Source organism: Enterobacter cloacae complex sp. P14RS (genome assembly GCF_014895895.1).
Classification (GTDB): Bacteria; Pseudomonadota; Gammaproteobacteria; order Enterobacterales; family Enterobacteriaceae; genus Enterobacter; species Enterobacter bugandensis.
Genome location: NZ_JADBQM010000014.1, coordinates 182,310 through 196,702, shown reverse-complemented (window position 1 = coordinate 196,702; position 14,393 = coordinate 182,310). Strand labels below are relative to the sequence as shown.

At 53.8% G+C, this 14,393-nt stretch carries 13 protein-coding genes; all 13 read right to left on the bottom strand.

What is annotated here, in order from left to right:
• Positions 1–180: 180 nt before the first annotated feature.
• Entirely contained in the window at positions 181–975 is a 795-nt protein-coding gene (cpoB, locus tag IM295_RS13500) for a cell division protein CpoB (protein WP_028012389.1), read from the bottom strand.
• A 9-nt stretch (positions 976–984) separates the two neighbouring features.
• On the bottom strand, positions 985–1,506 hold the full coding sequence (pal, locus tag IM295_RS13495) for a peptidoglycan-associated lipoprotein Pal (protein ID WP_003858578.1): 522 nt from the start codon (positions 1,504–1,506) through the stop codon (positions 985–987).
• 35 nt (positions 1,507–1,541) lie between these two features.
• Positions 1,542–2,834, bottom strand: a complete 1,293-nt coding sequence (tolB, locus tag IM295_RS13490; protein ID WP_013097529.1) for a Tol-Pal system beta propeller repeat protein TolB — start codon at positions 2,832–2,834, stop codon at positions 1,542–1,544.
• 134 nt (positions 2,835–2,968) lie between these two features.
• The gene (tolA, locus tag IM295_RS13485; protein WP_028012388.1) at positions 2,969–4,222 is read right to left on the bottom strand and encodes a cell envelope integrity protein TolA; all 1,254 of its coding nucleotides are present in this window, start codon (positions 4,220–4,222) and stop codon (positions 2,969–2,971) included.
• A gap of 28 nt (positions 4,223–4,250) precedes the next feature.
• Entirely contained in the window at positions 4,251–4,679 is a 429-nt protein-coding gene (gene tolR, locus IM295_RS13480; protein ID WP_003858589.1) for a colicin uptake protein TolR, read from the bottom strand.
• 3 nt (positions 4,680–4,682) lie between these two features.
• Positions 4,683–5,375 (bottom strand): Tol-Pal system protein TolQ, encoded by a 693-nt coding sequence (gene tolQ, locus IM295_RS13475; RefSeq protein WP_008501101.1) that lies wholly within the window; start codon positions 5,373–5,375, stop codon positions 4,683–4,685.
• On the bottom strand, positions 5,372–5,776 hold the full coding sequence (ybgC, locus tag IM295_RS13470) for a tol-pal system-associated acyl-CoA thioesterase (RefSeq protein ID WP_003858593.1): 405 nt from the start codon (positions 5,774–5,776) through the stop codon (positions 5,372–5,374). Before ybgC ends, tolQ begins: the two co-directional genes overlap by 4 nt.
• Positions 5,777–5,924: 148 nt before the next feature.
• Positions 5,925–6,215, bottom strand: coding sequence for a cyd operon protein YbgE (gene ybgE / locus IM295_RS13465; protein ID WP_008501100.1), 291 nt, complete (start codon positions 6,213–6,215; stop codon positions 5,925–5,927).
• Entirely contained in the window at positions 6,215–6,328 is a 114-nt protein-coding gene (gene cydX / locus IM295_RS13460; protein WP_003858598.1) for a cytochrome bd-I oxidase subunit CydX, read from the bottom strand. The genes ybgE and cydX overlap by 1 nt, the downstream gene beginning before the upstream one ends.
• A gap of 14 nt (positions 6,329–6,342) precedes the next feature.
• Complete coding sequence (gene cydB / locus IM295_RS13455) at positions 6,343–7,482, bottom strand: cytochrome d ubiquinol oxidase subunit II (protein WP_028012386.1); 1,140 nt, start codon at positions 7,480–7,482, stop codon at positions 6,343–6,345.
• 15 nt (positions 7,483–7,497) lie between these two features.
• A complete protein-coding gene (gene cydA / locus IM295_RS13450) occupies positions 7,498–9,066 on the bottom strand; it encodes a cytochrome ubiquinol oxidase subunit I (RefSeq protein ID WP_045261075.1) in 1,569 nt (522 codons plus the stop codon).
• Between the two features lie 679 nt (positions 9,067–9,745).
• A complete protein-coding gene (gene mngB / locus IM295_RS13445) occupies positions 9,746–12,376 on the bottom strand; it encodes a mannosylglycerate hydrolase (RefSeq protein WP_193066812.1) in 2,631 nt (876 codons plus the stop codon).
• Between the two features lie 24 nt (positions 12,377–12,400).
• Positions 12,401–14,317, bottom strand: a complete 1,917-nt coding sequence (mngA, locus tag IM295_RS13440; protein ID WP_193066811.1) for a PTS 2-O-a-mannosyl-D-glycerate transporter subunit IIABC — start codon at positions 14,315–14,317, stop codon at positions 12,401–12,403.
• Between the last annotated feature and the right edge of the window lie 76 nt (positions 14,318–14,393).

Genomic DNA, 14,393 nt, shown 5'->3' with positions numbered 1-14,393 from the left:
CCAACTGAGCTAACGACCCACTTTTATGCTGCTTTCACGTTGTTTGATATCCCGTGGCAACGGCGGCATATATTACTGATTTAAGAATTCTGCGCAACAAAAATTTCGATGAAGATCACTTAACTGCTTAGTAATCATGCTGCACGACCAGAAATAACGCGATTTCTGGTCATGCGATAATCATCCCATCGAATTCAGGCGTTTTTGCGCCTGCTTAGCACCTTCGGTGCCCGGGAATTTTGCGACCACCTGCTGATAAACCGCTTTGGCTTTCGCCGTGTCGCCTTTGTCCTGCATGATCACGCCAACCTTAAACATCGCATCTGGCGCTTTCGGCGATTTCGGGTAATTTTTTACCACGGAGGCAAAATAAAACGCCGCATCGTCCTTTTTACCCTTGTTGTAATTCAACTGACCGAGCCAGTAATTCGCATTTGGCTGATAGGTTGAGTCAGGGTATTTCTTGATAAAGTTCTGAAACGCAGCGAGCGCGTCATCCTGACGAGATTTATCCTGCACCAGGGCAATGGCCGCATTGTAATCCGTATTCGCGTCACCGCTCTGTACAGGCGCTCCTGTTGAGGCTGAAGCATCAGCAGACGGCGCAGGCGCTGAGGTTGCCGCGCCGCTTTGATCGCCCGCTGCGGGTTGTGCTGCTGCACCGCCGCTGCTGAGGCTATCTATCTGCAATAAAATTTGCTTCTGACGTTCCACAACCTGGTTAAGCTGATACTGACTTTCCTGAATCTGACCGCGGAGAGAGTCAATATCGTTTTGGTTATCGGAAAGTTGCTGCTGGAGTTGGGTTAAAAGCTGACTGTGAGCGTTAGAAATACGCTCGAGCTGAGTGACCCGGTCTTCTACCGAGCCTGAGCCGACACTACTGATTGGTGCCTGAGCAAAAGCGGCCCAGGGGGCCGCTATTCCAACCAGTAACGACAGACTCAACAGATGATGTCTGAAGTTACTGCTCATGCAATTCTCTTAGTAAACCAGTACGGCACGACGGTTTTTGGAGTAAGCCGCTTCGTCGTGACCCAGTACTGCAGGTTTTTCTTTACCGTAAGAAACGATGGAGATCTGGTCAGCAGAAACGCCTTTACCCTGCAGGTACATCTTAACGGCGTTAGCACGACGTTCACCCAGGGAGATGTTGTACTCTGGAGTACCACGTTCGTCCGCGTGACCTTCTACGGTGACTTTGTAAGATGGGTTGCTACGCAGGAAGTTAGCGTGAGCATCCAGCATCGCAGCGAAGTCAGAACGGATGTCGTATTTATCCAGATCGAAGTAAACGATGTTGTTCTGCTGCAGCTGCTGCATCTGAAGACGCGCTTGCTCTTCAGAAGACATGTTGCCATTGCCGTTCGCGTCCATACCGGTACCGGCACCCATCATGCCTTCGCCGCTCTGGTCATTGCTGGCGTTCTTGTTAGAAGAACACGCTGCGATTGCCATTACAGGCAGAGCGATCATCAGCCCCTTCAGCACTTTGTTCAGTTGCATTTCTATGATTCCTTTAGTAATCAATTAATTATTATTTACAGATACGGCGACCAGGCAGGTGATTTTACCTGTCCATCAGTGGCCGGAATACGCGCTTTGAAACGCCCATCTGTAGAAACCAGATTCAGCACAGATCCCATCCCCTGAGAAGAGCTGTAGATTACCATAGTGCCGTTAGGTGCCAGACTTGGCGTTTCATCCAGGAACGTTGACGACAGAACTTGAACGCCACCCGCTACCAGATCTTGTTTGGCAATGTGCTGCTGCCCACCGTTGGAGCTGACCATTACCATGAATTTACCGTCGCTGCTCACGTCTGCGTTCTGGTTCTGAGAGCCTTCCCAGGTGATACGCTGCGGAGCACCGCCGTTAATGTTCACTTTATAGATTTGTGGACGGCCTGCCTGGTCAGAGGTAAACGCCAGGTTTTGGCTGTCCGGGAACCATGATGGTTCAGTATTGTTGCTGCGACCGTCGGTCACCTGACGGATCTGGCCGGAGCCAATGTCCATCACGTACAGGTTCAGGCTACCGGTTTTAGACAGCGCAAACGCCAGTTTAGACCCATCTGGAGAGAAGGAAGGCGCACCGTTGTGACGTGGGAACGACGCTACCTGACGCACCGCACCGTTAGCCAGCGTCTGGATAACCAGCGCAGAACGACCACTTTCGAAGGTCACGTAGGCCAGTTTAGACCCGTCCGGAGACCAGGCTGGAGACATTAGCGGCTGTGAAGAGCGTTTCACCAGGAACTGGTTGTAACCGTCGTAGTCAGAGACGCGCAGCTCGTACGGGAACTGACCGCCGTTGGTCTGTACCACATATGCGATACGGGTACGGAACGCACCTTTAATACCGGTCAGCTTTTCGAATACCGCGTCGCTGGCCGCGTGTGCCGCGTAGCGCAGGTACTGTTTAGTGACCTTGTAAGAGTTCTGTGCCAGAACGGTACCCGGTGCACCGCCGGTATCCACCAGCTGCCAGGCCACGTTGTAAGAACCGTCCGGGTTAGGCGTAACCTGCCCCACCACAACGGCATCAATACCCAGCGCAGACCATGCAGCAGGCTGGACTTCCTGCGCACTGCCCGGCTGCTGCGGCAGACGAGAACGATCTAACGGGTTGAATTTACCGCTGTTACGCAGGTCAGCCGCCACGATGCCACCGGCATCTTCAGGTGCAGCGCCAGGACCGGCCCACTGGAACGGAACAACACCGATTGGGCGTGCCGAGTCCACCCCCTGGGTGATCTCGATACGTACTTCTGCGTGCAGGACTGCTGCCCACAGCATTAAAAAACTAAATGCTACACGTAATGCCTGCTTCATCATATCTCCCTTATCCGGGTAACCTTACCCACGATAATTTAGCAGAATGTTAACAAACTCAAATAGACAAAACTACCCGAACCCTGTGACTAAACCTGGTCTATTTTTCCCCGTTTGCACGGGGAAAATGTAACTTAAGGTTTGAAGTCCAGCGGCGCATTTTTGAAGACTTCGTAGACTGCCTGAGAAGGCGGTTTAGGCATCTTCGCCTGACGCGCTGCAGCCAGAGCCGCAGTACATAAAGCCGGGTCGCCACCTTCAGACTTAATATCAAGCAGCATGCCGTCCGGAGCCAGTTTTATACGCAGCGTACACGTTTTACCGGCATAGGAAGACGCATCGTAGAACCGGCTTTCAATCGCCGATTTAATCTGCGCGGCATAGCCGTTGATTTCAGCCCCTGTCGCACCGTTACTCTTAGTGTTACCACTTCCGGTCGGCGCTGCGTTGTTTCCTTTCGCGCCACCGCCCGTTTTCGGTGCATTCTTACCGGAGCTTAAATCCCCCAGCAGATCGTCAACCCCTGCAGCGGCCGCGGCTTTCTCAGCGGCAGCAGCCTTTTTAGCAGCCGCTTTTTCAGCAGCTGCTTTCTTATCGGCAGCGGCCTTCTCAGCTGCAGCTTTTTTATCAGCAGCGGCTTTTTCAGCGGCGGCAGCTTTTTCGGCAGCAGCCTTCTCAGCCGCAGCGGCTTTCTTCGCAGCCTCGGCAGCCGCTTTCTTCTCTGCGTCCTGAGCGGCTTTCTTCGCGGCTTCGGCTTCAGCTTTCTTCTGTGCGTCAGCAGCGGCTTTCTTCGCGGCTTCCGCTTCGGCTTTCTTCTGGGCATCCGCAGCGGCTTTCTTCGCGGCTTCGGCCTCAGCTTTCTTCTGGGCATCGGCAGCCGCTTTCTTCGCCGCTTCTGCCGCTAATTTTGCCTGGGCATCAGCCTGCGCTTTGGCATCCGCTGCGGCTTTTGCTGCCGCCTCTTCCGCCTGCTTTTGCTGTTCCTGCGCTTTCTTCGCGGCCTCTTCGGCTTGCTTCTGCTGTTCCGCCTGCGCTTTCGCGGCTTCCTGCGCCTGCAAACGTTCTTTCTCAAGCTGCTTCAAACGCTCCTGCTCGGCGGCCTGCTTTTCACGCAGCTCTTCCGCCTGCTGTTGCGCCTGTTTTTCACGCTGCTCTTCAGCCCGTTTGGCACTCGCCTTCTGCTGTTGTTCTCGATTATAGTTTTGCACTACCGCACCGGGATCCACCATTACGGCGTCAATGGAAGACCCTCCACCGCCGCCTGCTGATGCATCAATATGCTCGTCGAACGAACTCCAGATCAGCGCTGCAAAAAGAATAACGTGCAGCACTGCGGAGACGATTATCGCTCGCTTAAGCTTGTCGTTCTGTTCGGTTGCCTTTGACACTATCGGTTCCCAAAAACTACGCGGATGATCAAATAGGTTGAGTCATTAAGCCAACTGACTTAACACCCGCACTATGTAGCAAGTTCAGCGCTTTAATAATTTCATCGTAGGGTACGTCTTTCGCGCCACCGATTAAGAAGACCGTTTTCGGATTTGACTCCAGGCGACGCTGCGCTTCGGCAATAACCTGCTCAGGTGGCAGCTGATCCATACGATCTTTTTCTACCACCACGCTGTACTGCCCTACGCCGGAAACTTCAATGATGACCGGAGGATCGTCATTGGTGCTCACCGCCTGTGATTCTGTCGCATCCGGCAGATCGACTTCCACACTCTGGGTAATGATCGGCGCTGTTGCCATGAAGATCAGCAGCAGTACCAGCAGAACGTCCAGCAGTGGCACGATATTGATTTCGGATTTGAGCTCGCGACGACCTCGTCCACGCGATCTGGCCATGGTTTACCCCTTGTTGCTCTCGGTGCTGGTAAACGCCTGACGGTGCAGAATCGCGGTGAACTCTTCCATAAAGTTGTCGTAGTTCAGTTCCAGTTTGTTCACGCGCTGGTTCAGACGGTTGTAAGCCATTACCGCCGGAATTGCCGCAAACAGACCGATAGCGGTCGCAATCAGTGCTTCAGCGATACCCGGTGCAACCATCTGCAACGTCGCCTGCTTCACCGCGCCCAGCGCGATAAAGGCGTGCATGATCCCCCACACGGTACCAAACAGACCGATATACGGGCTGATAGAACCCACGGTGCCGAGGAAAGGAATGTGCGTTTCAAGATTTTCCAGCTCGCGGTTCATGGAGATCCGCATCGCACGCGATGCCCCTTCCACGACGGCTTCCGGCGCATGATTGTTTGCCCGATGCAGACGAGCGAACTCTTTGAATCCGCTATAGAAAATTTGTTCGGAGCCGGTCAGGTTTTCACGGCGTCCCTGGCTCTCCTGATACAGGCGAGAAAGTTCAATACCCGACCAGAACTTATCTTCAAATGCTTCCGCTTCACGGCCAGCTGCATTGAGGATACGCGTTCTCTGGATAATGATGGCCCAGGATGCGATTGAAAAACCAATCAAAATCAACATGATAAGTTTAACCAGAAGGCTTGCCTTCAGGAACAAATCAAGGATATTCATGTCAGTCACTGCTTAAACTCCGCGACAATAGACTTAGGAAGCGCACGAGGCTTCATTATGGTTGGATCAACACAAACAATCAGTACTTCAGCTGAGTTCAGTACGGTGTTCTCTGCGTTGACTATCCGCTGCGTGAAAACCAGTGAGGTCCCGCGCATTGATGTAATTTCAGTTTGGACTTCGAGCATATCGTCGAGTCTGGCAGGCGCAAAATACTCAAGCGTCATCTTGCGTACCACGAAGGCAACTCGCTCAGCCAACAGCACCTGTTGACTAAAGTGATGATGGCGCAGCATCTCTGTGCGTGCCCGTTCATAAAAAGCAACGTAGCTGGCGTGGTAAACCACACCACCGGCATCGGTATCTTCGTAATAGACACGAACCGGCCATCGAAACAGCGTTGTATTCACTTTACATCCCAGTAATGCAACAAAAGTTAGAGCTTTTAAACTTCGCTACTATACGCGCGGGAAAGATGGTTTGGAATGGGGGAAAGTAAACGGAGAGTAAATTTTTATGGGCTCGGGTAAGCCCATAACGTTAACGGACATTTCTTATTCAGAAGAAGAAGAAAATCAAACCGGCGAGAAGCACCAGATCGGCAATCAGCGGGCAAAAAATTCCCTGCCAGTGAACGGCTTTCGGACGAAAGCCCACGCCGTGGATCACCCCGGCACACACTGCCCACATGATGAGGAAGCCGTGCCAAATCTCAAGCTCGCTGGTCTTTGCCGCAAAGCGCGACGGGTCCCAGAAGATACAGCCTGCCAGCAGTAATGCCATCACTAAAGAAAGCGCCCGTAACGGGCGCTTATCCATTACCGCGTAAAGCTTCGCGATAATATTCATCAGTGTTTTTCTTCACCCGCTTTGGTCGCTTCGACGTGCTCAAGCGCCAGGGCAGTGATGACACCAAAAGCACAGGCAAGAAGCGTCCCTAAAATCCATGCGAAATACCACATATTCAGCTCCTTACTTAGTACATAGAGTGGGTGTTGCTTTCGATATGTTCTTTGGTGATACGACCGAACATTTTCCAGTAACACCAGATGGTGTATGCCAGAACAATCGGAACGAACACGCAAGCAACGTAAGTCATTAAGTTCAGCGTCATATGGCTGGAGGTTGCATCCCACATGGTCAGGCTAGCATTCAGCATGGTGCTGGATGGCATGACGAATGGGAACATGGCAATACCCGCCGTCAGGATGATGCACGCCAGCGTCAGTGAAGAGAACACGAACGCCAGAGCACCTTTCTCCAGACGAGACGTCAGCACGGTCAGCAGCGGCAGCAGCACGCCCAGAGCAGGGATCGCCCACAGCGCAGGGGTATTGTTGAAGTTCACCAGCCATGCACCAGCCTGACGCGCCACTTCTTTGGTCAGCGGGTTAGACGGTGCCGAGTGGTTAATCGCAGACGTCACCACGTAGCCATCAATACCGTACACCACCCACACGCCTGCCAGAGCGAAGCAAACCAGCGTCACCAGTGCCGCCACCTGAGCAGTAGCACGGGAACGCAGGTGCAGTTCACCCACAGTACGCATCTGCAGGTAAGTTGCGCCCTGAGTGATGATCATCGCCACGCTCACCACACCGGCCAGCAGGCCAAACGGATTCAGCAGCTGGAAGAAGTTGCCGGTGTAGTAAAGACGCATGTATTCATCGAGGTGGAACGGTACGCCCTGCAGCAGGTTACCGAATGCCACGCCAATCACCAGCGGTGGAACGAAGCTACCAATGAAGATGCCCCAGTCCCACATGTTGCGCCAGCGGGTATCTTCAATCTTGGAACGGTAGTCGAAACCGACCGGACGGAAGAATAAAGAGGCAAGCACCAGAATCATCGCCACATAGAAGCCGGAGAACGCAGCCGCGTAGACCATCGGCCAGGCAGCGAACAGCGCGCCGCCTGCGGTGATCAGCCACACCTGGTTACCGTCCCAGTGAGGGGCGATGGAGTTAATCATGATTCGACGCTCGGTGTCATTACGACCGAGGAAACGGGTGAGCATCCCCACCCCCATGTCGAAACCATCCGTGACGGCGAAACCGATCAGCAGAACGCCAACCAGCAGCCACCAGATAAAACGCAATACTTCATAATCGATCATTTGATGACTCCTGTCTTAGCGTGCCGGCTGAGTAGTCGCAGTGGACTGCTCGTAGTGATAGCGACCGGTTTTCAGGCTGCTTGGGCCAAGGCGCGCGAACTTGAACATCAGGAACAGTTCAGCCACCAGGAACAGGGTGTACAGACCACAGATCAGCAGCATGGAGAAGATCAGGTCGCCTGCCGTCAGGGAAGAGTTCGCGACCGCCGTTGGCAGCACCTCACCAATCGCCCATGGCTGGCGGCCATACTCCGCTACAAACCAGCCGGATTCAATCGCGATCCACGGCAGTGGAATACCGTACAGCGCGGTGCGCAGCAGCCATTTTTTCTCGCCGATGCGGTTACGAATCACGGACCAGAAGGACGCCGCAATGATCAGCAGCATGATGATGCCGCAGCCCACCATGATACGGAATGCGAAGTACAGTGGCGCAACGCGTGGAATCGAGTCTTTGGTCGCCATCTGAATCTGTGCTTCCGTCGCATCAGAAACGTTCGGGGTATAACGTTTCAGCAACAAACCGTAGCCCAGGTCTTTCTTCACGTCGTTAAATTGATCGCGAACGGCCTGATCGGTAGAGCCGGCACGCAGCTGTTCCAGCAGCGAGTAAGCCTTCATACCGTTACGGATACGCTCTTCGTGCTGAACCATCAGCTCCTTCAGACCCGTTACCTGCTTATCGACAGAACGGGTTGCGATGATACCCAGCGCGTAAGGAATTTGGATGGCGAAGCGGTTTTCCTGCGCGTCCTGATCGGGAATACCGAACAGCGTAAAGGCAGCAGGCGCCGGTTGGGTTTCCCATTCGGCTTCGATAGCGGCCAGTTTGGTTTTCTGCACGTCACCCATTTCGTAACCGGATTCATCACCCAGAACGATAACGGAGAGGATTGCAGCCATACCGAAGCTTGCAGCGATAGCAAAGGAGCGCTTGGCAAACGCGAAGTCACGACCGCGCAGCATATAGTAGGAGCTAATACCCAACACGAACATCGCGCCGCACACGTAGCCAGATGCCACGGTGTGAACAAATTTAACCTGAGCAACCGGGTTCAGGACCAGCTCGGCAAAGCTGACCATCTCCATACGCATGGTTTCGAAGTTGAAGTCAGACGCGATCGGGTTCTGCATCCAGCCGTTCGCCACCAGGATCCACAGCGCGGACAGGTTCGAACCTAATGCCACCAGCCAGGTTACGGCCATGTGCTGGACTTTACCCAGACGGTCCCAACCGAAGAAGAACAGACCTACAAAGGTGGATTCGAGGAAGAAGGCCATCAGGCCTTCAATGGCCAGCGGCGCACCGAAGATATCCCCTACATAGTGGGAATAGTAAGACCAGTTAGTCCCGAACTGGAACTCCATGGTCAAACCGGTTGCCACGCCCAGCGCGAAGTTGATACCGAACAACTTGCCCCAGAACTTGGTCATATCTTTATAAATCTGTTTGCCGGAGAGGACGTAAACCGTTTCCATAATTGCCAGCAGGAACGCCATACCGAGCGTCAGCGGCACAAACAGGAAGTGGTACATCGCGGTCAAGGCAAACTGTAAGCGCGACAGTTCGACTACGTCTAACATTATGACTCCTTGCTCATCGCATGAAGACTCCGAGAGTGAACCCCGTCAGAAAGAGATTCACACGCATGCCCCAATACAAATTATTCGCATCCTGGTCGTCGTTATTACCCTGGAGAAGGATAAAAACGATGACGACAGGTTACAAATAGGTTAATAAAAAACTCAAATTGATCCCGCAAATATAATACGCTGCAAAACCCTTACAATAAACAGGTTTTTATTGAATCACATTTACGTTTTTCGACGGCGATCAATTTATAGCAAAATTACCACTTTTCGGCCATTTTGATCGGGGACAATTTAGCGCTTTTCGGCATCTTTTTCCAAGCATTAAACTTTGATTTAAATCAAAAACCGGTCTTGATGTTAATCATGTTTAGCTGCGGTAAGAATGGTAAAAACCATGTTAATGATATGTGCATGCAAAGATGCGATTGGTTATCGAAGACCAAAAAAAATATAAACAGAAGTGATTTTAATTAACGCGAGAGAAAAATGCCCTGTCGAAGCGGGACAAACAATAAGCGTAGCTGGGCCAGTTTATTTTTCCATTCTGTTTTTGCAACTCTTAGAAATTACATTTAATTTACTTTTATTATCCCGGAAGTTAACACCGAAACGTGACTATTTAATGAAAAAGGCCGCAAACTCTGCGGCCTTTTGATCGTATCAGCGGTTTTCAGGCAAGAAGAATGCTGAAGGTTCGTGACTGTCCCGGTCTGAACGCCCCGACGATGCCCTCTTCTTCACGATTGTCTATTATCCGTTCATTCATGTCCGTTTCGCAGCACCGTTTCACGGTCGGATCCACGGATAACGTCGCGTCACATGCGCTGGACTCGGAAGGGTTGAACAGACGAAGAATGAGCTCGTCTCGATCTTCAGCCTTTTTGAGCGTACTGAGCACGCATCCCGTTGGCGAAAGCGCCAGCAGGCTGTAGCTTTCCGGCGTGGTAAACGACGAGCGATTGAGCTTCATCGCGTCCCAGGGAATTTTGTTATAGCACTGCACCGCCGTTAACCACGATTTAGCCTGCTGCGCGACGCCCGCGTTTTCCGGCGTTCCACTGAAGCTGAAGAGGCTAAAGCGACAGCTTAACGAACCGCGCACCTGGGAGTCAGGAACAGGCATTTTGATTCCTGAAGGTCTGCCGGGGCGCAACAGCAAATCTTCTTTGCCGAGTAACCCCACGCCGCGCAGCAGGGTCAGGGCAAAGGCTTTTTTATCCTCGCCTACTACTTCAAACTCGCGTAGTCCCTCGGTGAATAGCGCAAGCCCGTTTCGTTTTTCCTGCAGGACGGCATAGTTGAGTAAATTCCAGACGGGAACCGGCGCTTCTTTCCACCCCTCCTCCTGCCAGTGTTGCATCGCCACGTCCTGCACCGGACGAGTGAGGGTGCCAAACTGGGTATCCGCTAACACGTCCTCTGTCATAAACGGCGTAGGGATCAGCACGCGGACGCGGTGGTCGTCAGCCTGATTATCCAGACGCACCGCCACATCAATACGCCTGCTGTGGTGGCTAAGCGTGATTTCAACCTCAGCGCCGAGAGACCCGTTTCGCTGACGCGCCGCGCGTTCGGCCAGATTAGCCGGTACCGCGATCTGATGGCGAATCACCGCCCTGCTCTGCCAGCCTTCGTGTATAACCTCGACCTGATGCTCGCCCTGCGCTGAAGTGAGTCTCCACTCTTCCCGCGAAGGCGAGTAGTCGTACTCATCGCCATCATCCGAACTCTCTTCGATTTCCAGCACCCGGTCATAAATCAGCCCGGTTTCTTTGTCGCGCAGGCGCAGCGTACCGTCGTTATTTAAATCAATCTGCCAGAAGGCGTTTTCGAGCAAGGATTCGGTGTTTATCACCGGAGAGATCACCTTCCCGGCCACGTTTGGCTCGATAAACAGCGTACGGTAGCCCATCGACGGCAGTATCTGGCTGAGCTGAATATCAAACTCCATAAACGGCTCATAATTACCGTAATGGACAATCTGCCGGTCAATGAGACCAGGGTCCAGCTCGCGCGCGCTGCGAATGAAATACGGGATCTCGTTGCCTTTATCATCCAACAGACGGAACTGGCTGGCGCGCAGTCGAATCGTGGTGTTCATCACCTCTTCACGCGGCCAGGGCATCAGGTTGAACATCACCAGTTTGTCGGCGTCGCTTTGCGGCATGTTGTCGACAATCTTGCGCATATAGAAACGCACCAGGTTATCTGCCATGTCTTCAGCCAGTTCAAAACGAGAGACAATCTCACGATGCACCTTGTCGCTGCAGCAGCAGCCGATGCTGTCGTGAGCGTGGTTTTTAAGGATCTCTTTCCACATCTTCTCCAGCAGGCCGTGGTGATAATCGAAGCCCAGCGTCCATGCAAGCGTTGCCAGCGGTTCGAGGATGTTGACAATTTTGTTCTCAATACGCGCATGGGCAATTTTGATATCCATGCGCGTGGAGCCGATTGTCCGGTGCACGCGCATGTATTTCCCGTCGATAAACTCCCCTTTCAGGGTCGCCAGTTCATCGCGGCGTGCCTCAATGTGGTCAAACACCTCTTCAAAGCGGCTCATTACAAATTGACGCTGCGGATAGATTTCACGCAGCTTATCCATCACGGAGAAAATGTTCTGCTGCAGCGGCATCTGATCGTGACCGTTGGGCAGCAAAATCTCTTTGGTGACAGAGGCCTTTTCCAGAACGTCGAAATAGCTGTCGAGCCGTTTTCGCAGCCCGGCTTCGTCCTCCGGTAAGTACTTACCAATCGCGTAGCCCAGCGGCAGCACCTGTGCCGTGACTTCACTGCCGTCCTGGCTCTGCCAGAGAAATTCGGTTTTATCGGTCCCGTGTCGTTCCGAGCAGCCGCGCCAGAACATCGTCCGGGTAATGCCAAATCCGTTATAGATATGCGGAAGCTGGCCGGACATACCAAACGAATCCGGCAGATAGCCGATCTTCATCGGCTCGCCGAACGCCATGCAGTCCCGAATGCCGTACATCAGGTTGCGGACAATCGACTCGCCGCTGACAATCGTGGTATCGGTCTGGGTATACCAGGGGCCGATAATCAGTTTTCCGCGCTCCACAAGCGCCTTTACCCGCGCGCGGTTTTCGGGCACGACGGCAAAATAATCTTCCAGCACCGCCGTCTGGCCATCAAGGACGTAATATTTATACTCGTCGTCCTGCTCCAGGCGGGTCAGGATCTCTTCCATATTATTGACCAGAAGAATGCGCGACTCTTCAGTGGTGAAGTACCACTCACGGTCCCAGTGCATATGCGGCGTGATATGAACGCGAGATACAGCTTTCATCTTCGTTTCCTGTTTTGTGAGTTTTTACGGTATGGCGTCTTCTGTGAGGTACTTGCCCTTTTTTACCGCCTGACGTCGCCAGAGCAGCAGAACAAACGTGGAGACAGCGGTCCCCGCCAGCGCCGCGCCAAACCAGCCCGCCGCCGCAACCACACCGCCCAACCCGGCATCGTGAAGTAAAAAGAGAGAGAAAATCCCGGCCCCCGGGGTAGACAACCCGATCCCCATCGCACCGACAGCCGCGCCTGTTACCATGGAGCCGAGTACAAATGAGCCAATGACGCGAAGCGGATCTTCAATCGCCATCGGGATCGCCCCTTCGGTAATGCCCGCCAGGCCGAGCAGCCACGTTGATTTACCGGTTTCAATTTCAAACGGTTTAAACAGCTTCGGCGCCAGCATCGTCGACGCCGTGACGGTGAAGGCCGAGACCATTTTGACGGAGGCAAAGATTGCGTAAGGACCATAAACGCCGTTCGCCATCGCCCCCAGGCAAAACGCGTAAGAGGCTTTGTTGACCGGGCCACCCAAATCGAATGAGCACATAAACCCGAGGATGGCCCCCAGAAGCAGCGCATTCGCGCCGGAGAGACCGTTAAGCCAGACGGTGAGCGTGTTATTGAGCCAGGCCACCGGTTCGCCAATCACAAACAGCATCAGGCTGCCCGCGCCCAGCACGCCAATCACCGGATAGAGATAAAAGGTCAGAAAGCCGTTGTAGCGGCTACTGAGCCGGATGTGGTTTTTCACCCAGCGCATCAGATAGCCCGCGATCAGCCCACCGACGATAGCGCCCAGAAAACCGGAGCCGATCATATTGGCAGCAAGACCGGCCGCAAAGCCCGGCGTCAGCGCAGGTTTATCCGCCAGCGAATACGCGGTATAGGCCGCCAGAACAGGTACCATCAGAATGCCGAGCATGCCGCCGCCAAGCTTGCGGTACATCCACAGCCACGAGTTTTCCTGGTCAAACAGGTGCTGCAGACCCAGGATTTGCGCCAGCAGTACCGACACGGCCAGCACCGTACCGCCAGCGACGATCAGCGGCACCGCAAAAGAGATACCGCTGAGAAGTGCCTGCTTGAGTTCAGTTTTAACGCTCTTTTTCGTTTCGATATCGACATGCGCAGGACGCGCATCGGATGCAGGCTGCAGCGCCAGCGCGCGCTCAATAAGCGCTTCAGCATGGCGCAGAGGCTCCGCGACGGGCACGGAGATGGCGGGGATCCCCTGAAAACGCTCGCTCTCTTTGATCGCCACTTCTGCGGCAAAAATGCACGCTTTGGCCTCACGAAGCTGCTGCGCGGTGATGCGCCCCTCAATGCCGTTCGCCCCCTGCTTTTCGACCACCACGTTGACGCCAAGCTTGCGTCCCGCTTTTTCCAGGTACTCTGCAGCCATATAGGTATGCGCGATCCCGGCCGGACAGGCGGTCACGCAGACGATTGTCGGGGCATTCAGCGCGACGGCTACCTCTTCCGTGTCAGGAGCAGCTTCAAGCGCAGCAAGCACGTCTTCCGCCGTGGTAGCAGCCATCACGCGCGCCCTGAGATCGTCATCCGCCAGGCGAGACGTCAGCTCCGTCAGCACCTGAATATGGGTCGAACCCGCTTCTGCTGGCGGAATGGCGAGCAGAAAAACCAGCTCAACCTCTTCCGGCCCGTCCACGCCTTCCCATGCAAGCGGTTCTCGCAGAGTTGCCACGGCAAAAGCCGCCTCCTTCACGACGGCTGATTTACCGTGAGGAACGGCCAGTCCTTCACCCAGCGCGGTCGGCCCAAGCGATTCCCGATGAAACACCTCCTCCAGAAACGCATCGGCATCAGCGATTTTGCCCAGCGCCACCAGCCGCGCCGTAAGCTGACGGATTGCCTCATCCCGGCGGGTAAACTGCGCCTGAACGCAAACAGCACGCGGATCGGTCAGAGTCGTCAGGTTCATAAAGATCCTCACCTATACAGAGTTATTGTCTGGGGAGGATTCTGGCAGACCTGATAATACATTTATGTGATCACTT